The organism is Undibacterium sp. Di24W (assembly GCF_049340325.1).
Classification (GTDB): domain Bacteria; phylum Pseudomonadota; class Gammaproteobacteria; order Burkholderiales; family Burkholderiaceae_D; genus Undibacterium.
In genome coordinates, this window is record NZ_JBMPOP010000007.1 from 1 (window position 1) to 20247 (window position 20247).

A 20247-nucleotide genomic window follows, 5' to 3' on the forward strand; every position below is an offset into this window, starting at 1 on the left:
CAGACGCTGGGTCTTTAGTCACGTTAGCCATGATCGTCGTTGCACCAGCAACATCATTGCTGTTCAAGGTGAAACCGTAGTATTCACCCACTGCCACTTTGTTCAAGAACAGGGCTTTAGAATCCAACGCCGCTTGGTCTGTACCTGTGTAGCCTTTTACCGCTGTGATGATTTGTGAGAATACGTCACCCACAGTCACTTTACCCGCTGCATCAAATTTGCCAGTCCAGAAAGTCACACCGTCCGCATCAGCAGCACGACCCAATACGTTGGAGTAGAATTTTTCTACCAATTCTTTGTTCGTGGATGATTTTGGATAGTAAGCACGTGCTGGATCAACATCAAACATTTGTTGAGCGATTTGCGCGTAAGTTGCGCCTGCATCTAATTTACCAACCCAAAATGCCAAGCCGTCACGCTCTGGTGCGCGGCCGAATAGAGAAACGTATAACTCTGTAATCTGTGTGCGCATTGCCGCTGTAATTGCCATGTTATTTACCCTAAGAAAAAACAAAAGAAAACGTAGATTAAATACTGCTAGAAATTTTTCCGATGAACATTAACATAACGGATTTAATGTTGCCACGTTTTAACTCTAGGCGACTCATTTAAGTAACAGTATTTAGTTAGAGCCAAGTAGACTTCGATTAAAAGCTTCCAAAATACCTTTAAAAAACAGCAATAGAAATTTAAATCCAGCTAAAATAGAAATTACCTCTTTACTTATGCAAATAACTAATTGCTATCTACACTCCGCTGCCAATTCAGTCCAATAAATTTTATGTTAAAGTCTCGCCTTCGCTAGGGGTCCTGTGCGCATTTTTGTACGGGTGAGATAGTCCCTTGAACCTGATCTGGATAATGCCAGCGAAGGGAAGCGCAAGATGACTCTGCTCATCCGCCCTCTTTTGCTTGGCTCGCCCAGACATAACCAAGTAGAAGAGCACATCATGTCCAATCCACGTTGCAGTATTAATTTCCGCTTAAGTCTAGTTGCCATCGCGATTGCGCAAGCATTTACTATTTCCACCACAGCCTACGCCCAAAGCAAAGAGCATACTTTGCAAGAAGTCGTTATCAGCGGTAGCCGCAGCGGAAAAACTGAAACAAGTAAAGTCGGCGGTTTTATCGAAAATACCTTGCAAGACACGCCGCTCTCCATCACCGTATTCTCTGCAAATCAATTGCAAGACTTGCGAATTCGCCAGACCACCGATGCGATGAAATTCGATGCCAGCGTGAACGAGGCTTACAACGCCATCGGCTACGCAGAACAGTTTTCCATTCGCGGCTTCGCACTCGATAATTCATCAAGTTATCGCAAAGATGGCTTTGCAATTCCAGGTGACGCCGCCATTCCTTTAGAAAACAAAGAACGCCTAGAAATCTTAAAAGGCATCAGCGGTTTACAAGCTGGCCTTACAACACCTGGGGGCATCTTAAATTATGTCACTAAGCGCCCTAGCAATACCCCAGTGCGCGCCATCACTTTGGAAGCTAGCGAACGCGGCACTTTGTATGGCGCACTTGATCTGGGCGGCAAATCTGAAGATAAACAATTCGGTTATCGCATCAATGCGGCGGGTGAAAAATTACGCTCCTACGTCAAAGGTGCCGACGGTGAACGCCAATTTATATCCGCTGCATTTGACTGGCAAATCAGCCCACAAGCTTTATTCCAGATCGATCTCGACCACCAACACAAATCACAGTTATCAGTACCGGGTTTTCAATTATTTAACGGCACCAAGCTGCCGCGCGGCATCTCCGCCGACTTGATGCTGAATGATCAAAAATGGGCAAAGCCAGTTGAGACTACCAATCGCAATCTTGGTCTGCGTTTTGAATATCAACTAGACAGCACTTGGATCGCAACCGTCTCCAGCAACCATCATGAATTCAAGCGCGATGATTACACTGCATTTCCCTATGGTTGTGGCGCACAAGATCTATATCCTGGCTATTGCGCCAACGGTGACTACGATGTCTACGACTACCGCAGTTTAAATGAGTCCAAGTCGTTACGTGGCGCACAAGCCCTACTCAATGGCAAATTCAGCACTGGCGATGTGCAGCATAAATTAGCTATTGGCTTGAGCAATTCACAACGTCGCGATTACTTTGGTGACTATGTGTACGATTACGCGGGCAGTAGCAATTTATTTCGCCCAGTCGCTGTACCTCCATCAAGCAAGAAAACAGGACCAGTTTCTTTGCGCCGTACTGATAAAGAAACTTCACTCTTTGCACAAGACATTATTAGCTTAAATAGTCAACTCGACCTGCACGTAGGCTTACGCCATCTGAAGGTAGACCGCGCGCAAGCAGGTAGCCCCGACTTTGAACAAAGCTACAATCTGCCGAACCTGGCACTGGTATTTAAACTTGACAATGCCATCAGCACGTATGCCAGCGCCAGCGAAGGCTTGGAACACGGCGGCGTAGCACCATTTGGCACCAAGAATGAAAATCGCATGCTCGACGCAGGCAAATCCAAGCAAGTGGAAGTCGGCTTCAAAGCTGCACTAGACCGTGACTTCAATGTTTCTGGCGCACTATTCCGCATCACTAAGCCACTCGAATATACGAATTCTGCCAATTTCTATGTCAGCGCAGGGGAAGCTGAGCATCGCGGATTCGAATTGTCCGCTCAAGGCAACTTAAGCAAGGAATGGACACTTGGCGCCAGCGCTACCGCAATGAACGCGCGTCAAAATAATACGGGCGACCCGACAGTTGAAGGCAAACGCGTGACCAATGTGCCGAACTTTAAATCCACGGTTTTCACCGATTACGCACCAAGCATCTTTAATGGCGCGCACTTGACCGCATCCTGGCAATACTCAGGCAGCAAGTCGTTTAGCCCTGACAATAAAGTCACCGTGCCTAGCTACAACGTAGTCAATCTTGGCACCCGCTACACAACGCAGCTAAATGGCGTCGTCAGCACTTTCCGCTTCGATATCAACAATGCGTTTAACAAGTTCTACTGGCGTGATGTAACGCAAAGTTTGGGCGGCTACTTATTCCCAGGCGCACCGCGTATTTATAAAATATCGGGACAGTTCGAGTTCTAAACATTATTTCTTATAGAGGCGAGCAAGCAAGTTCGCCTCTACGCCCCTCACACCCTCCTATTCTGCAAAATCAGGCAGTACCTGACAAGATTACTCAAGTTTGCTATACTTGAGTCAATTGCTCGGGATTAAAGTTTGTTCACGACTTTCGCCAAGCATCACTAAACAAGTTTGGAGTATTGACTCATGCGTCTAACCACTAAAGGCCGATTTGCTGTTACAGCCATGATCGATCTTGCCTTACGTCAAGACAATGGACCGGTCACGCTGGCAGGCATTAGCCAACGCCAGGATATTTCTTTATCGTATCTCGAACAATTATTCGGCAAGCTGCGTCGCCATGAAATCGTTGAATCCGTGCGCGGTCCCGGCGGTGGTTACAATCTCGCCCGCAAGGCACAAAATGTGACCGTGGCAGACATTATTATCGCGGTCGATGAGCCACTAGATGCCACCCAATGCGGTAGCAAAGGTAATTGCCATGGCAGTGATCACGATAGTGGCATTCACTGCATGACACATGATTTGTGGGCAACCCTGAACGCCAAGATGGTCGACTATTTAGACTCTGTTTCTTTGCAAGACTTGGTCAACCAACAAAAACAAAAAGCCCAAGATAAACCTATTGTTATCGTTCGTCACGGACATGCCGAACGCACTATTTCCTAAAATTTGGAGTTTTGAATGACTGCCGCAACTACCGCATCTACACACGTATCAGTGCCATTGACAAAAACTTTGATCGACACGCTGAAAGCGCCCCACTTTCCAATTTACATGGATTACTCAGCGACGACCCCGGTTGATCCGCGTGTTGCCGACGTAATGATCCCCTATCTGCGCGCGCAGTACGGCAATCCAGCTTCACGCAGCCACGCTTATGGCTGGGATGCAGAAGCAGCAGTCGAAGCTGCACGTGGTCATGTTGCTGCACTGGTCAATGCCGATTCCCGTGAAATCATCTGGACATCAGGCGCGACAGAAAGCAATAACCTCGCATTAAAAGGTGCTGCACAGTTTTACAAAGGCAAAGGCAAGCACATCATCACCGTCAAGACCGAGCATAAAGCAGTGTTAGACACTGTGCGTGAACTCGAGCGCCAAGGTTTTGAAGCGACTTATTTGCAACCACAAGATAACGGGTTGATCACCATAGAACAACTCCAAGAAGCCATCCGCCCTGATACGATTTTAGTGTCTGTGATGTGGGTGAACAACGAAATTGGCGTAATTCAACCAATTGGTGAGATCGGTGAATTGTGCCGCGAAAAAGGCATTATTTTCCATTCAGACGCTGCACAAGCCACAGGCAAAGTCGAAATTGATCTGGAAAAAGTGAAGGTCGATTTAGTCTCCTTCTCTGCCCATAAATCCTATGGTCCAAAAGGCGTTGGTGCATTGTATGTGCGTCGCAAACCGCGCGTGCGTTTAGAAGCGCAAATGCACGGTGGTGGTCACGAACGCGGCTTGCGCTCTGGCACTTTGGCAACGCATCAAATCGCTGGTATGGGTGAAGCCTTCCGCATCGCTAAAGAAGAAATGACTAGCGAATTAGCCCACGTTCGCGCCATGCGTGATCGTTTGTCTAAAGGTTTGAGTGAAATCGAAGAAACTTACATCAATGGCGATATGGATCACCGCGTTCCGCATAATTTGAATGTCAGTTTCAACTACGTCGAAGGCGAATCTCTGATTATGGCGATTAAAGACATTGCAGTGTCTTCAGGCTCAGCTTGTACGTCTGCTAGTTTGGAACCATCCTACGTTTTACGCGCTTTGGGTCGCAGCGATGAATTAGCGCATAGCTCGATTCGTTTTACCATCGGTCGCTTTACGACGGAAGAAGACATTGATTTCACGATAGAACTTTTGAAATCCAAAGTCGGCAAATTGCGTGAATTGTCGCCATTATGGGATATGTACAAAGACGGTATCGACATTTCAACAATTCAATGGGCTGCCCATTAATTTGACAGAGTTTGCGAGTTTATTTCGCATTGATGAACTAAATTATTAGCTTACAAAAGGAATTTTTATCATGGCATATTCAGAAAAAGTATTGGATCACTACGAGAATCCACGTAATGTTGGCGCGTTTGAAAAAGGTGATGACACGGTCGGTACCGGCATGGTCGGCGCACCTGCTTGCGGCGACGTAATGAAATTGCAGATCAAAGTCGGCGCAGATGGCGTGATTCAAGATGCCAAATTCAAAACTTATGGGTGCGGTTCTGCGATTGCTTCATCTTCACTAGTCACTGAGTGGGTTAAAGGTAAAACTTTAGATCAAGCTTTGAGCATCAAAAACACGGAAATCGCCGAAGAATTGGCACTACCACCAGTCAAAATCCACTGCTCTATTTTGGCAGAAGACGCGATCAAAGCAGCAGTACTCGATTACAAAAACAAACATAGCGCTGAATAACTTTATTCAACTTATTTTTCGCGCAGTTTTAGCGCAAATTGGATAGATCATGGCGATTACTCTGACAGAAAAAGCAGCAAAACACGTCATCCGTTATATGGAACGTCGCGGCAAAGGCATAGGCTTGCGCTTCGGCGTCCGTACCACGGGTTGCTCCGGTATGGCGTATAAATTGGAATATGTCGACGAAGTTGGTGACGAGGATCAAATCTTCGAAACTCACGGTGTGAAAGTGTTTGTCGATCCGAAAAGCTTGCCATACATTGACGGCACTGAATTAGACTTCGCACGTGAAGGCTTGAACGAAGGCTTTAAATTCTACAACCCTAACGTCAAAGACGAGTGCGGTTGTGGCGAAAGCTTCCGTATTTAAGCAGGTGCGACGACATTCATGACCATGCAAAATCATTTCGCGCTGTTCAATTTACCGACCAGCTTCGAACTAGACCGTGCCCAACTTGATAGCGCTTATCGCGAGGTACAGTCTACTGTCCATCCCGATAAATTTGTGCAATCGGGCGATGCAGAAAAGCGCGTTGCCATGCAGTGGGCTACGCAAGCCAATGAAGCTTATCAAACTTTAAAAGATCCACTTAAACGTGCGACCTATCTGTGCCTTTTGAATGGCGTTGATTTGCAAACAGAATCGAACACCAGCATGCCTGCGATTTTTCTAATGCAGCAAATGGAATGGCGCGAAGCCTTTGATGATGCGAGGCACAACCATAATATGGTAGCAATGATGCAACTGGAAAAAGAAGTGCAAGCAGGTTTAAAAGCGCAGATAACAAGTGCTGGCACGGCGATAGCTCGCGGGAATTTTCAATCAGCAGCACAAGATATTCGCGCCTGTTTATTCTTAGAAAAATTTCTGGCTGATATTGCTGCGTTTGATGATTGAATAATCCTTCGCTGATGTTTTGTGAATCCCTGTAATTTTTTGCAAACTTCAGATTAATAAAAACCGACGACATACAGCGTCATCCTCACAACAAGATTATGGCATTACTGCAAATTTCAGAACCCGGCATGTCCACTGCCCCGCACCAACATCGTTTGGCAGTTGGTATTGATTTGGGAACGACCAATTCCTTAGTTGCCACCGTACGCAATAGTATTCCTGAAATTCTCAATGATGAGGAGGGTCGCTCATTATTGCCATCGGTGGTTAGATATTTACCGAACGGTCATGCACATATCGGATTCAAAGCGCAGGCGGAACAAACGAAAGATCCTAAGAACACCATCGTCTCTGTGAAGCGTTTTATGGGGCGTGGGTTAAAAGATATCGCTCACGCTGAAAATCTACCTTACGATTTTCACGATGAGCCTGGTATGGTGCAATTGAAAACTGTCGCGGGTATTAAAAGCCCAGTTGAAGTATCCGCGCAGATTCTCGCGACTTTACGCCAGCAGGCGGAAGATGCTTTAGGTGACGATTTGGTCGGCGCCGTCATTACTGTTCCTGCATACTTCGATGACGCACAGCGTCAGGCCACCAAAGATGCGGCAAAGCTGGCGGGTTTGAATGTACTTCGTTTACTCAATGAACCAACCGCTGCAGCGATTGCCTACGGCCTCGACAATGGTTCTGAAGGTGTGTATGCGGTTTATGATTTAGGCGGTGGCACTTTCGATATTTCAATTTTACGTATGAGTAAAGGCGTATTCGAAGTCTTGTCAACTGGCGGTGATTCAGCACTTGGTGGTGACGATTTTGACCATCGCCTGTTCTGCTGGATTTTGCAGGAAGCCGGTCTATCCTTGTTAAATGATGCGGATACCAGTGTGCTGATGGTCAAAGCACGTGAAGCAAAAGAAATTTTATCGACGCAGACTTCAACCTATATCGACGCCAAACTCACGAATGGCGACGTCGTGCATCTGCAGATTACCAAAAGCATTTTTACTGAAATTACAGAAAATCTCGTCATCAAGACCATCACGCCATGCCGCAAAGTTTTGCGCGATGCAAAATTAAGTGTCGACGACATTGATGGCGTTGTCCTGGTCGGCGGCGCAACTCGGATGCCGCATGTTCGCAAAGCAGTTGCTGATTTTTTCGAAACCACGCCATTAGCGAATATTGACCCAGACAAAGTCGTCGCACTCGGTGCTGCAATTCAAGCGAATTTATTAGCAGGCAATCGCGCCGCTGGTGACGACTGGTTGCTATTGGACGTGATTCCACTGTCTTTGGGTATTGAGACTATGGGTGGACTCTCTGAAAAGGTCATACCACGCAACTCTACGATTCCTTGCGCCCGTGCGCAAGAATTTACAACGTTCAAAGATGGGCAAACCGCTTTAGCGATTCATGTTGTTCAGGGAGAACGCGAACTAGTCAGCGATTGTCGCTCACTTGCTAAATTTGAATTGCGTGGCATTCCACCTATGGCGGCTGGCGCTGCCCGCATACGCATTACTTATCAAGTCGATGCCGATGGTTTACTGTCAGTTTCTGCGCGTGAAATGCGTTCTGGTGTGGAGTCATCTATTGTCGTCAAACCCTCGTATGGTCTGGCAGATGATGAAATTGCACGCATGTTGCAAGACTCATTCAGTTCTTCAGACAGCGATATGCAAGCCCGTGCCTTACGCGAAGAACAAGTCGAAGCGGATCGTTTGCTATTAGCGATAGCATCCGCCTTGGCTGGCGACAAACATTTGTTAAGCGCTGATGAATTGCGCCAAATCGAAGCACTGATTGAAAGTTTACGCCTAAGTAAGCAAGGCAACGACCACGATGCCATCAAATCCGCAATCACCGCACTCGCTGACGGCACAGAAGAATTTGCCGCACGTCGCATGGATCAAAGCGTACGCAGTGCTCTCGCGGGTAAAAACCTGAACGAGTTTGAATAATTTTCCAGATAAAGAACATCATGCCTATTATTACTATCCTGCCACACGCCCAACTCTGCCCCAATGGAAAAACCATAGCAGTTGAAGAAGGAAAATCCTTATGCGAAGCGCTAGTCGAAAACGACGTCGAAATTGAACACGCCTGCGAAATGTCTTGTGCCTGCACTACTTGCCACGTTGTAGTTCGTCAGGGGTTTAAATCTTTAAATGAATCAACGGATGATGAAGAAGATTTGCTCGACGCGGCATGGGGCTTAGAAGCAACTTCGCGCCTGTCTTGTCAAGTAAAACTCGGCGAACAAGATATCACCATCGAAATTCCAAAATACACCATTAATCACGCTCGTGAAAATCATTAAAAGCGAAACAATTGTTTTCATTTAATCAAATGTCGCCCGTGCCGACCGCAAGCTCGTTGTAGTTTTTCTGTTTAGTACGAATTGAATTGGCATAACTGCGATGGCTTCACTTGTGCAAAGTACTAAAACCTTTTACCATCAGAAAGAATTTCTTGCGATAAATACCAACAAGAACTTGCACCGCCTTCCAGTAACCACTACTGATTTATGCCAACAGTTCATGGCACGATATCTGTAAAAACGAAAGACGACGTATGCTGCTGACCCTAAGTGAAATAAAGAAAGTGGTGAGTCCATGAAAAAACCCACTTTCATTTCCTCGATTATCAGTCGTATCACTCTACGCTTGGCGGTGGTCTTGGCCGTATTTTTCGGTTTATTAGTTACGTCAGCCGTTTTAATACCTACTCAGTTAAGTACAATTAGAGCGGATAGCTTACAGAAGCTCGAAGATGATCATAAGCGCTCAGCAGCAATTCTAGCTGTTATTTTGAGCGAACCTGTTTGGCAAATCACCCCAGAAATCGCCAATTTATCCAGTGAAGTCGTATTCTCCAACCCCAATGTTTCAGAGATCAACGTCATCACACTGCCAGATAAAAAAACCTTTATTACAACCTCACGTAAAGCAAGCCAAAAAGGGCCATTTCGTACCAAATCCGAACCGATTATGCATGGCGAACAAGTAATCGGCGAGGTTCAGTTGACTTTCGCCGAAGATATTATGCTTGCAGAGATTACAGCGAATGTCTACCGCGCTATTTTTGTGACAGCCACGTCCTTCCTTCTGTCAGTACTCTGCATTTTTGTCGTACTGCAATGGCGATTAGTATTGCCTATCAAGCAGCTGATCGAAAAATCGGACATGCTCGCTAATGGCGAACTCAACGAAGTCATAGCTTTTGATCGTAAAGATGAAATCGGCCATCTCGCCGTCAGTTTAGAGGCTACCCGTCAAGCTTTACAACGCTCGTTTAGAGAACTGGAAATTAAAAACCAGCAATTGCTCGAATACTCTGGCACATTGGAATCAAAGGTTCGACAACGGACACAAGAATTAGAAAATGCCAACCATCATTTAGAAGCAGCTCTGGCCAGTGTCAATAGCGCCCAAAATGAACTGGCCAGGATTGAACGCATGGCCGCTCTAGGCTCTATGGTTGCAGGCGTTGCCCATGAGCTCAATACCCCGCTCGGCAATTGCCTATTGGTCGCCAGCACCTTAAGTGACGAAACACGTCAGATAGGTAAAGCAATGACTGAAGGTACTATGCGACGTTCCGATCTTTCGCAGTATGTCGAAGCAGCAACGGAGTCGAGTAAATTATTAATGCGTGGCTTACAACAAGCAGCACAACTGGTCGGTGATTTCAAACAAGTTGCGGTTGATCAATCGAGTGCACAACGCCGCAAGTTCACCTTGGTCATCGTCTTCCAAGAGCTTGCAGCCTTGCTGCATTCCAGTCTACGAAAAACACCGTTCAATCTTGAACTGGACATCCCGGACGACATCGAACTCGACAGCTATCCAGGGCCCTTAGGCCAGGTATTTAGTAATTTGGTCAATAACGCAGTTGTTCATGGACTAGACGGAATGAGCCAAGGTTATATGCGCTGTATGGCCCGACGTCAGGGTGATCAGGTGCTAATTGTTTTTGAAGATTCTGGCAAAGGTATACCTCCGGGTATCATCAAACGAATTTTTGAACCATTTTTCACCACGAAATTTGGTAGAGGTGGAAGCGGTCTCGGTCTCAGTATCACCTTTAATATCATTACTAATGTGTTAGGGGGCGACATTCGCGTAACCAGCGAGCCAAATCAAGGCGCACGCTTTGAAATGACAATTCCTTTAGTCGCACCAGGTAGTCAAGATGGTCACGAAGATAGCATGCGTGCCTAAGCGATTAGGCTGAGCTGTTATACTAATCACTTACTCTGAAATTACACAGTCTTGCCATTTCGAGTGGAAAGGCTTTTTTTGCAATGCCTGTACAGAAATGCGGAACATAGCAATTTCTTTAGCAGCATTTCAACCGTTTCAACGACTAATTAAAACTAAGTAAAATGCAACAATATCTCGACTTTATGCGTCACGTGCAGCAGCATGGCAATGTGAAGACAGACCGCACTGGGACTGGCACAGTTTCGGTCTTTGGCTATCAAATGCGTTTTGATTTAAGTCAGGGCTTTCCGCTGGTCACTACTAAGAAACTGCACCTACGATCAATTATTCACGAGTTAATTTGGTTTTTGGCGGGCTCGACCAACACCAAATATTTAAAAGAAAATGGCGTTTCTATTTGGGATGAGTGGGCCGATGAAAATGGCGATCTAGGTCCAGTCTATGGCTCTCAGTGGCGCAGCTGGCCTTTGCCTGACGGCGGTCATGTAGACCAAATCGAACAATTGATTGAGCAAATCAAAACCAACCCAGACTCGCGCCGCCTGATCGTGTCTGCATGGAATGTGGCCGATATTCCGCAAATGAAGTTACCCCCCTGCCACGCATTCTTTCAATTTTATGTAGCCGATGGTCGTCTCTCTTGCCAGTTGTATCAGCGCAGTGCGGATATTTTCCTAGGCGTGCCCTTCAATATTGCTTCCTATGCGTTATTGACACATATGGTGGCACAGCAAACCGAATTAGAAGTCGGCGATTTCATCTGGACAGGCGGCGATTGTCACCTCTACAGTAACCACTTAGACCAAGTCAAAGAACAACTGTCACGCGAAACCTTCGCTTTGCCAAGTCTGAAAATCTTACGTAAGCCTGACTCAATTTTTGATTATAAATTTGATGACTTCGAGATTGAAAATTATGTGTTTCATCCACACATAAAGGCACCTGTAGCCGTATGAAAATAAAGATTATTAAATATGTCTGACCCAGTACCAAATTTAAGCATTATTGTTGCGACCGACAAAAACCGTGGCATAGGGATTAATAATCAACTGCCTTGGCATTTGCCCGAAGATTTAGCACACTTCAAACGCACCACGTCCGGCTATCCGATTTTGATGGGTCGAAAAACGTTTGACTCTATAGGCAGGCCGCTCCCCAAACGTCAAAATATCGTTATTACCAGAAACGCAGATTGGACACATGAAGGTGTTGACACCGTCACGTCTATACAGGACGCCTTGTCCTTGGTCGTAGGCCAAACTGCGTTTGTGATTGGCGGCGCGGAGATTTATCGACAAGCTTTAGCTTTTGCGCAACAACTGATTGTGACTGAAATCCAACAAGCCTATCAATGCGATGCGTTCTTCCCAAAAATCGATATGATTGTTTGGGAAGAAAAGAGTCGCGATTATTTCGTGGCAGAATCAAATCAGTTACAGTACGCAATTATTACTTACACAAGAAAATAGGAAAAAAAATGTCAGGACACGGATTCCACGTTCACGGACCACACGACCATGAACTTGAGCATGCGGCTCATAGTAACGATGATTTTTCCAGCAAAATCGCTGTCATGACGGCGATCATGGCGACAGTTGGTGCGTTAATAGGCTATAAAGGCGGTGCCACACAAAATGAAGCTGCCATGCTAAAGAATAGCGCGGCCATCACAAAGACAGATGCAGCCAATAGTTGGAGTCATTATCAATCAAAATCAAATAAACAGAACTTAGCCGAACTTGCCTTGTCTATCCCTGGTGTCAATGGCGAAAAATACAAATTAGACATAGATCGTTACAAAAAAGAGAAAGAAGACCTAAAAAAAGAAGCTGAGTCTTTTGAGAAGCAGGTAGTAGAATTAGAGGCGTCTTCAGAGGCAGCCTTACACCAGCATCACCGTTGGGCGCAGTCAATGACTGCAGTTCAAATTGCAATATCATTAGCAGCGATAGCACTACTGACCAAGAAAAAATGGCTGGAATACGCTTCTTATGCCATAGCATCAGCCGGTCTTGGTATCGCAGCATTGGCTTGGATGCATATATAGAGAGTTACCATTATGAAAAAAATGATTTGTTTAACAATTTTGTGTGCCTCAGTTAGTGCGTCGTATAGCGCCTCTGCACAAAATTTTGTTGTCGATCAATTTTCATCCGTCAAAAATACTGATGGCACTCAAAAATTGGTGGGTATCTCTACGCTCAAATCCATAGGGATGAGCAATATACTTGATAACACCAACAAAAATAAGCGCGGCTTACAACTGACCAATAGCAGCCTCACAAGTCTGAATTTTTCCAACTCCGACAAACTCGAATACGGCGTCCACTTCAATATTGAAAATCCGCAAGAGTATCTGGACTTGAGTCGCAAGGATTTTAATCGTGATAGTTTTAACAATCCTAAAATCGCAAACTCTACGCTGACCACGGGTGCGTATGTAAACTATCGGATTTCACCTAATTATTCATTGACCTCATCACTTAGCTACAGTAATGGCACAGAACGTGGTGCACAATTAAGCGTTGGTGCTAAGGCGACCAGTATCTTTAATAAAAAGCACCGTTTAACCACGGCGTTCAGTGTTAACTGGGGCAATCAAAATTATGTCGGCGGTAATTTATGGAATCAAATTGATAGCAAATATATTCAAAATTCGAATGGTTTGAATCTCATGAATTACTCAGTTCGTTCGGAATTGCGCTTAGGCACAAGTTGGAACTGGAATATTGACCCTAGCTGGTCCTTGTCGACGGGCGTATCAGCACGCCACATGTTGGGAGATGCCAGCAAATATCCTTTCCTCCAGCAAAGAACACCAGTGACGATTTTTTCTGTCATCACCTACCGCTTCTAAAAAAGTGGCTCAATTCAGATTGAGCCACTTTTCTATCGCCTATTGATTTTTCACCATACTCAAAGCTTCTATATCAATCGCCCAGCTGCGATGGACAAAGTACGACCACAACGCGCTGCAATCGATAAGTCATGCGTCACCAGCACCAAAGTAGATCCTCGTTCACGATTGAGTTCAAACATCAGTTGAATCACGGACTCTCCAGTGGTCGCATCGAGACTACCAGTTGGCTCATCGGCAAATAACAAAGGCGGCTCTGTCACAAACGCTCGTGCTAATGCCACCCTTTGCTGCTCACCACCAGATAGAAACTTCGGATAGTGTTTCAAACGACTACCAAGGCCAACTTTCTTCAGCATTTCTTCGGCCTTTGTTCTGGCATCTTTGTCGCCGCGTAGCTCCAGCGGTAGCATCACATTTTCGAGTGCATTTAAGTGCATCAATAATTGGAAAGACTGAAATACAAATCCCAGCTGGTTCTTGCGCAGCAAAGCACGACCATCCTCATCTAAAGAAAAAATATCAGTCCCACCTAAAAACACGGTTCCTTCTGTCGGGGTATCAAGACCGGCAAGAATACCCAACAGCGTCGACTTTCCGGAGCCAGATGCACCGACAATTGCCAAGGTCTCACCCGCTTCTGCAGTAAACTCGATATTATGTAGAATAGTCAGCTCACCGGTTGCATCCGCCACTCGCTTACTCAAATTTTCCACTTGTATGGCGTATTTGATTGCTGGCGCAGTTGCTAAGACTGTTACTGAAATATTGGCTTTGCTAGAAAGGTTCATGTTGAATTTATGCGCTTAAATTATATAAAAAAACTGAATGTCTTCAGTCTAATCGTTTCTCTGTTTTTCCTGAGCTTTTTTGCTACCTATGCGCATTCTGCACCAAAAACACTACTCGTGCTCGGTGATAGTCTGTCCGCTGAATATGGATTGGCTCGCAATACGGGATGGGTCGCGCTTTTAGAAAAAAGATTGCAGGAAAAAAAAGTCCCCTTAAAAGTCATCAATGCCAGTATTAGCGGAGAAACCAGCAGCGGCGGCAAAACCCGTTTAAGTGCTTTGCTCAAAATTCATCAGCCTTCAATAGTGATCATTGAGCTTGGTGGGAATGATGCACTACGGGGCTTAGATCTCAATGCATCAGAGCAAAATTTCCGCGACATGCTGATGATGGTACAGGATAGCAAGGCTAAGCCTCTACTAGTCGCGATGCAAATCCCTCCCAATTACGGCAAAGCCTACACCGAAAAATTTTTTTCTATGTATGCCAAATTAGCCAAAGAAACTAATTCTGCGCTGGTACCATTTTTCTTAAAAGGCGTGGCAGATAAACCGGAATTATTTCAGGCTGATCGCATCCATTTGACCGCACAAGCTCACCCGGTGATGATGGAAAACGTCTGGCAACCACTACAGAAATTACTCAAAAAATGAAGCCTTCCTTATTGATCAGTTTTGAAGAAGCCAATAAGAACTTGTCTGGCATTGACTGCATAATCGATGTCCGTAGCCCTGGCGAATTTGCAGAGGACCACATTCCGGGAGCGATCAATTGTCCTGTCCTGAGCGACGACGAAAGAATCCGGGTTGGCACCCTCTATAAACAGGTCAGCCCGTTTGAAGCGAAAAAAATAGGTGCGGCCCTTGTTGCCAAGAATATTGGCATGCATATCGAAAACTTATTTCTAGACAAACCGAAAGAATGGCGGCCATTGATTTATTGCTGGCGCGGGGGTAATCGCAGTGGCGCTATGACACACATACTAGCCAAGATAGGTTGGCATGCACAGCAACTAGATGGCGGCTACAAAAATTTCAGACGTCATGTTAATCAGAACATCGCAGAATTGGCTGCGCAAGCAAATTGGCGAGTTCTGTGTGGAGAAACAGGAACCGGCAAGAGCCGACTGATTCAAGCTTTGCAAGATCAAGGTGAGCAGGTAATCGATTTGGAAAAACTGGCTCAGCACAGAGGTTCAGTTCTTGGAAAATTGCCGTCAAACGGACAGCCCTCACAAAAATTTTTTGAGACGCAAATATGGCGCGCCCTATCTAGTTTTGACTTCAAAAAACCTGTTTATGTTGAAGCTGAAAGTAAAAAAGTAGGCAACTTAAGGGTACCCGATGGCATGATGGACAGCATGCGTCAGGCACCTTGCATTAAATTGGAACTAGCGCTCGAAGACAGAATAACGCTGCTGACCGAAGACTATCAACACTTTGTTCATGATACGCAATTATTGAACGAGCAGCTCGCTTGTCTGATCAGTATTCACGGCAAGGATCAAATACGAAAATGGTCTGAACTAAGCCAACAAAACAAAACGCCGGAACTCATAGAAGAACTACTTTTGAAACACTATGACCCTGCCTACCACCGAGCCATAGCACGGAATTTTAGTCAGGTAGAAAATGCAAGAAAATTTCAGCTTTTAAATGGTAGTGATGAGACCTATCGCGAACTTGCGCGTTGCATACAAATAGACAAGTATGGTCAATAACATCAACCTTCTTTATCATCAATGATACTTCGCCCCGGCTCGTCTAAATCTTCAAATTGTCTGTGATGCAAAGCCCACCAAAATATCGCACCGATAGCAAAAACCAGAACCACACTTAATGGAACCAGCAAATACAAAATTTCCATAATTATTTACTCTCATTCGAGCTGCTTCCATCAAGTAAGCAGATGCAAATCATAATCTGGTGGTTCCATAGACAATAAACGCAGACCATTTAACACCACCAATAAAGAACTCACCGACATGCCCAGTGCCGCATGCCATGGTTCCAGAAAACCGAAAACTGCAGCGGGTACCGCGATGAGATTGTAAAGTAATGCCCAAGCCAGATTTTGTCGAATCAAGCGATATGATTGATTCGCCAGTTTAATGCTAAAACACAAGTCACTTAACCGATTCGACATCAGCAAACAATCACTACGCGTTTGTGAAATAGGCGCGCCCTGCCCCATCGCAATAGATACATTCGCCATCGATAACGCAGGACCGTCATTCATACCATCACCTACCATTGCTACTACTGCACCTTGTTTTTGCAAGTCGAGGATATAAGCATGTTTTTGCGCTGGATTCAGGCCCGCCCGATATTCAAGAATATGGCATTGTGCGGCAATATCGGCAACCACCTCCAGCCTGTCGCCAGACAGCAAAATAATTTTTTTACCTAAACTCTGTAAATCTGCGATCGAATTGACAGTGCCATCTCTCAATTTGTCTTCCAAAACAAAACACGCTAAGACTTGTTCAGTGTCACCAAAGACTGTTACTGTCTTGTTTTGATAGGCGCTGGGGATAGTCCAATCGCTGGCACTTAGTTCCCGGACATAACTCAATTGACCAAGGCGATATAATTTACCATTAAATCGCGCCTCGATACCTGAACCAGTGTGCTCAATCTGCCGCTCGATCTTCGATTGATTTTGAAGTCCACTCTGCCGTGTCGGCTCGCCGACCAAATAGTCGGCAATGGCTTTAGAGACAGGATGCAGTGACATCTTAGCCATCATGCCTATCATGATTTTACATTCAGCGAGTTTGTCGCTATCAAGCACTGCAGGAAAAATTACTTGCAGCACTTTTAATTTACCAAAAGTCAGTGTTCCTGTTTTGTCGAAAACAATATGGGTTACATTCGCTAAATTTTCGATGGCACTACCTCGCGTCACTAACATACCAAATTTTGCTAACTGTCCAATCGCTGCTGACATAACGCCCGGTGTCGCTAAAGACAAAGCACAAGGGCAAGTTACGACGATGACGCTCACTGCAATCCAAAGCGCGCGATCAAGATTAATGCAGGCCCAGACAATTCCAGAGACAAAGGCGACAAACAATATCACCAACAAGAAGCGACTAGCATGTTTATCCGCCAACTGAACCAAGCGTGGTTTTTCCAGTGTTGCCGACTCCATCATCGCAATCAAGCTGGCCAACTGCGTTTGACTACCAACATGTTTTGCTTGCACAACCAAAGCACTATGCAAATTCACCGAACCTGCTATGACTTGACTGCCTGTTTGTTTATTTACTGGATGAGCCTCACCCGTCATCAATGCCTCATCACATGCGCTAGCACCACCGACCACGACACCGTCGCAAGGAATTTGCTCACCTGGTGGCACTAATAAATAATCACCAATCGCAATTTCATCAGTGCGACATTCTTGCGTGCGCTCAAGTGAAGGATATGCAAGAATTTTCTGCGCTAAAGCTGGGTGGATTTGAGTCAATACAGATAGTGCAGCTGAGGTTTTTCGCTTTACGTTTTCTTCGATAAAGCGTGCCCCAAGCAGCAAAAAAACGAACATAATCGCTGAATCAAAATACACAGCGCCACCAAAAAAAGTAGCCCAGCAACTCGCGACAAAGGTCAACAAAATGCCTAAGGCAACAGGAACATCCATACCTATATGTTGATATTTCAAATCACGCCAAGCACCTTTAAAAAAAGGAATGGCTGAAAACCCTATCACCGGCAATGTAATGATTAAACTGGCGATTTTTAATAGACGATCCAAATCGGGTGTTAAGTCGCCATCGAGCGAAGGAACGGGAACCAAGTAAGCGGGAAATGCATACATCATGACTTGCATCATTGCGAAGCCTGCGACAAACAAGCGCCATAAGGCGAGGTTTTTTTCTTTCGATTGAAATTCGCTCAACGATTGATTTGCTGGAAACGCAGCATAGCCTACATCGACAATTGCCTGCAGTATTTGCTTCAAATCTATCTGCGACGCATACCAACGTAATTGCGCTTTTTGAGAAATGGGATTGATGCGAAAAGAATCGATTCCATGAAGTTGAGAAACGCGAAATTCAATCAGCTGTATACAAGCAGCGCAACGAATTCCTGCAACACTTAACAATTCAGTCTGTGGCTGGTCGGTATCCGCAGACGCCGCAGCCGAGTTTGGGGCAATACTAGTATGACTCATGCAAAGTCTTTGCCTTCTTCACGATCACGCTTTGAAAGCAAATAATCATCAACCAAATTATTCTTCTCGATCGCATTCAATACAGCAAGGCAACCATAACAGCAAACCGGATACTGCTGATGTCGAAATGTCGCCATCAAGGCTTTTTCTTTACGCATACTTTCGCCACAATGAAAGCAAAGGCATTTTTCACGCTTAAAAAAGCGGGAAAAATGCAGATCACAAAATTGGGATAATGCTAAATGCATGGTTGATCCGGATGCGTGCTAAGGAAAACGAAGGTACAAAGCATGATAACGGACATATGGATAGTTTTCTTGATCTCACGCAAGAAAATTTAAGAAAACTTTGATGCCGAAATAAAAAGAAAGTGAGAAGAAAATAGAAAGGTGAAAATGAAAAACGATGGTCGAAACCATCGTTTTTATCACTTTGGGGCTTATTAGAAGCCTCTAAACCGAGGTATGTTCACACGGCATTTAATCGTATTAGAAGGACTTTCTACTTCACACATAACCGGTAAAGGATAAACACCGGAGCTCAACTTCCATTCGTCTGAAATACAAAAATATTTATGTATATTGACCTCCTCTTTTGAACCAGTTACGACTCTAATATAGGCTAGTCTTTCACGATCACAAAGAAAATTTTAACTATCTAAACGATTTTAAAGATTAAAAAAATCAAAATTATCAGATCAACTAGGAAGTGCTGCGTTGGCACTTGGGGCAAGTAAATAATCATCTGGTTGCCAATAAATTTTGCCCTCGACTTCAATCACCTGCATCTTACGCAATCGACCACCACGACATGGTCCGCCAGTGCAGTGTCCGGTTTCTGGTACATAAATCGCACCATGCGTCGCGCACATGATATATAAGCCGCTACCTTCGAAGAACTCACCTGGAGTCCAGTCCAGTTCAACTGGCACATGGGCACAACGATTTAAGTAGCCGTGGGCAGTTCCATCGTAACGCACAATAAATCCAGTGGCCTCGTCGCCGCCAGCTCTCAATGGAAAGCGTATGCCTTTTCCACCTTCTTCCAGTTCTTCTGAATTACATATAAAAATTTTTGTCATCACTACCTCAAGCATTTTCGGTAAGCCATTGATGCAGCTCAAAAACATTTTTTGCGGAATACAGTGGTGCCAAACTTGCTAGTGAACGTGCATCATGCGCGCCGTATTCAACTGCCACCGACGCCGCACCTGCATTGGCCGCCATCAATAGATCATGAGTTGTGTCACCTATCATCAAGGTACGCTGCATGTCTTGCCCGAGTTCACGAGTCAATTCTTGCAACATAGCCGGATGTGGCTTAGAAAAAGTTTCATCTGCACAACGAGTCGCATCAAACATGGCCAGAACATTTACACTATTCATCGCCCGATTCAATCCCACACGCCCCTTACCTGTTGCGACTGCCAAAAAATAACCTTGTTGCGCTAAATCTGCGAGCATTTCACGAACGCCTGGAAACAGGGGCAATTCGTGATCGCGCAATGCATAATGGTAGCGGTAGCGTTCTGCCATCTTTGGATGATATTTAGGGTCAACGTTTGGCATCACAGCCTGCATTGCATCGCCTAATGACAAGCCGATCACGTGCGCAGCAGCACCAGCATCTGGGATCGGTAATGAGAGATCCTTTGCCGCAGCTTGAATGCACTTCACGATAGCAGTAGTGCTATCCATTAAAGTGCCATCCCAATCAAACACAATAAAATCAAATAATTTCTTTCCCATATTTCCTTAATTTTCTTAAGTTGCAAAACTTAAACTTCT

Annotated in this window: 22 protein-coding genes and 1 riboswitch; of the genes, 15 read left to right on the forward strand and 7 right to left on the reverse strand. The window is 45.2% G+C overall.

Annotated features, from left to right (window positions below):
- Positions 1 to 490 (reverse strand): DUF4214 domain-containing protein (locus ACO0KZ_RS15135; protein WP_422996666.1); only part of this gene is annotated, 490 nt, incomplete at its 3' end.
- A gap of 303 nt (positions 491 to 793) precedes the next feature.
- Positions 794 to 893: riboswitch (TPP riboswitch) on the forward strand.
- Positions 894 to 950: 57 nt separating this feature from the next.
- On the opposite strand from ACO0KZ_RS15135, the gene ACO0KZ_RS15140 reads away from it, so the two are divergent.
- The 13 genes from ACO0KZ_RS15140 to ACO0KZ_RS15200 all read left to right on the forward strand — a co-directional run bounded on the left by ACO0KZ_RS15140 (position 951) and on the right by ACO0KZ_RS15200 (position 13489).
- On the forward strand, positions 951 to 3077 hold the full coding sequence (locus ACO0KZ_RS15140; RefSeq protein WP_422996668.1) for a TonB-dependent siderophore receptor: 2127 nt from the start codon (positions 951 to 953) through the stop codon (positions 3075 to 3077).
- A gap of 186 nt (positions 3078 to 3263) precedes the next feature.
- Complete coding sequence (iscR, locus tag ACO0KZ_RS15145) at positions 3264 to 3746, forward strand: Fe-S cluster assembly transcriptional regulator IscR (RefSeq protein WP_422996670.1); 483 nt, start codon at positions 3264 to 3266, stop codon at positions 3744 to 3746.
- Between the two features lie 81 nt (positions 3747 to 3827).
- Complete coding sequence (locus ACO0KZ_RS15150; RefSeq protein ID WP_422997220.1) at positions 3828 to 5045, forward strand: IscS subfamily cysteine desulfurase; 1218 nt, start codon at positions 3828 to 3830, stop codon at positions 5043 to 5045.
- Between the two features lie 70 nt (positions 5046 to 5115).
- A complete protein-coding gene (gene iscU, locus ACO0KZ_RS15155) occupies positions 5116 to 5502 on the forward strand; it encodes a Fe-S cluster assembly scaffold IscU (RefSeq protein ID WP_186889177.1) in 387 nt (128 codons plus the stop codon).
- Between the two features lie 49 nt (positions 5503 to 5551).
- Positions 5552 to 5875 carry an iron-sulfur cluster assembly protein IscA gene (gene iscA / locus ACO0KZ_RS15160; RefSeq protein ID WP_422996672.1) on the forward strand — a complete coding sequence of 108 codons (324 nt, stop codon included), beginning with the start codon at positions 5552 to 5554 and terminating at the stop codon, positions 5873 to 5875.
- A 24-nt stretch (positions 5876 to 5899) separates the two neighbouring features.
- A complete protein-coding gene (gene hscB / locus ACO0KZ_RS15165) occupies positions 5900 to 6403 on the forward strand; it encodes a Fe-S protein assembly co-chaperone HscB (protein ID WP_422997222.1) in 504 nt (167 codons plus the stop codon).
- Between the two features lie 98 nt (positions 6404 to 6501).
- Entirely contained in the window at positions 6502 to 8367 is a 1866-nt protein-coding gene (gene hscA, locus ACO0KZ_RS15170; RefSeq protein ID WP_422996674.1) for a Fe-S protein assembly chaperone HscA, read from the forward strand.
- Positions 8368 to 8387: 20 nt separating this feature from the next.
- Positions 8388 to 8726 carry an ISC system 2Fe-2S type ferredoxin gene (gene fdx / locus ACO0KZ_RS15175; RefSeq protein WP_314863097.1) on the forward strand — a complete coding sequence of 113 codons (339 nt, stop codon included), beginning with the start codon at positions 8388 to 8390 and terminating at the stop codon, positions 8724 to 8726.
- Between the two features lie 295 nt (positions 8727 to 9021).
- Positions 9022 to 10629 (forward strand): sensor histidine kinase, encoded by a 1608-nt coding sequence (locus ACO0KZ_RS15180; protein WP_422996677.1) that lies wholly within the window; start codon positions 9022 to 9024, stop codon positions 10627 to 10629.
- Positions 10630 to 10793: 164 nt separating this feature from the next.
- Positions 10794 to 11588, forward strand: a complete 795-nt coding sequence (locus ACO0KZ_RS15185; protein ID WP_422996679.1) for a thymidylate synthase — start codon at positions 10794 to 10796, stop codon at positions 11586 to 11588.
- A gap of 18 nt (positions 11589 to 11606) precedes the next feature.
- Positions 11607 to 12101 (forward strand): dihydrofolate reductase, encoded by a 495-nt coding sequence (locus tag ACO0KZ_RS15190; RefSeq protein WP_422996681.1) that lies wholly within the window; start codon positions 11607 to 11609, stop codon positions 12099 to 12101.
- Positions 12102 to 12109: 8 nt separating this feature from the next.
- Entirely contained in the window at positions 12110 to 12679 is a 570-nt protein-coding gene (locus ACO0KZ_RS15195) for a DUF4337 domain-containing protein (protein WP_422996683.1), read from the forward strand.
- Between the two features lie 12 nt (positions 12680 to 12691).
- Positions 12692 to 13489: a MipA/OmpV family protein gene (locus tag ACO0KZ_RS15200; RefSeq protein WP_422996685.1), complete on the forward strand. Its 798-nt coding sequence runs from the start codon at positions 12692 to 12694 to the stop codon at positions 13487 to 13489.
- A gap of 68 nt (positions 13490 to 13557) precedes the next feature.
- Here ACO0KZ_RS15200 and ACO0KZ_RS15205 read toward each other — a convergent pair whose 3' ends face one another.
- Positions 13558 to 14280, reverse strand: a complete 723-nt coding sequence (locus tag ACO0KZ_RS15205) for an ABC transporter ATP-binding protein (protein ID WP_422996687.1) — start codon at positions 14278 to 14280, stop codon at positions 13558 to 13560.
- A 9-nt stretch (positions 14281 to 14289) separates the two neighbouring features.
- On the opposite strand from ACO0KZ_RS15205, the gene ACO0KZ_RS15210 reads away from it, so the two are divergent.
- Positions 14290 to 14934 (forward strand): arylesterase, encoded by a 645-nt coding sequence (locus ACO0KZ_RS15210; protein ID WP_422996689.1) that lies wholly within the window; start codon positions 14290 to 14292, stop codon positions 14932 to 14934.
- Positions 14931 to 16001 (forward strand): tRNA 2-selenouridine(34) synthase MnmH, encoded by a 1071-nt coding sequence (mnmH, locus tag ACO0KZ_RS15215; RefSeq protein ID WP_422996691.1) that lies wholly within the window; start codon positions 14931 to 14933, stop codon positions 15999 to 16001. The genes ACO0KZ_RS15210 and mnmH overlap by 4 nt, the downstream gene beginning before the upstream one ends.
- A gap of 2 nt (positions 16002 to 16003) precedes the next feature.
- Here mnmH and ccoS read toward each other — a convergent pair whose 3' ends face one another.
- The 5 genes from ccoS to ACO0KZ_RS15240 form a co-directional block, all read right to left on the reverse strand.
- Positions 16004 to 16147, reverse strand: coding sequence for a cbb3-type cytochrome oxidase assembly protein CcoS (gene ccoS / locus ACO0KZ_RS15220; protein WP_422996693.1), 144 nt, complete (start codon positions 16145 to 16147; stop codon positions 16004 to 16006).
- 30 nt (positions 16148 to 16177) lie between these two features.
- Positions 16178 to 18460: a heavy metal translocating P-type ATPase gene (locus tag ACO0KZ_RS15225; protein ID WP_422996695.1), complete on the reverse strand. Its 2283-nt coding sequence runs from the start codon at positions 18458 to 18460 to the stop codon at positions 16178 to 16180.
- Positions 18457 to 18708: a heavy metal translocating P-type ATPase metal-binding domain-containing protein gene (locus ACO0KZ_RS15230; RefSeq protein ID WP_422996697.1), complete on the reverse strand. Its 252-nt coding sequence runs from the start codon at positions 18706 to 18708 to the stop codon at positions 18457 to 18459. The genes ACO0KZ_RS15225 and ACO0KZ_RS15230 overlap by 4 nt, the downstream gene beginning before the upstream one ends.
- A gap of 449 nt (positions 18709 to 19157) precedes the next feature.
- Entirely contained in the window at positions 19158 to 19541 is a 384-nt protein-coding gene (locus ACO0KZ_RS15235; RefSeq protein ID WP_422996699.1) for a Rieske (2Fe-2S) protein, read from the reverse strand.
- Positions 19542 to 19548: 7 nt separating this feature from the next.
- Positions 19549 to 20208, reverse strand: coding sequence for an HAD-IIIA family hydrolase (locus ACO0KZ_RS15240; protein ID WP_422996701.1), 660 nt, complete (start codon positions 20206 to 20208; stop codon positions 19549 to 19551).
- Between the last annotated feature and the right edge of the window lie 39 nt (positions 20209 to 20247).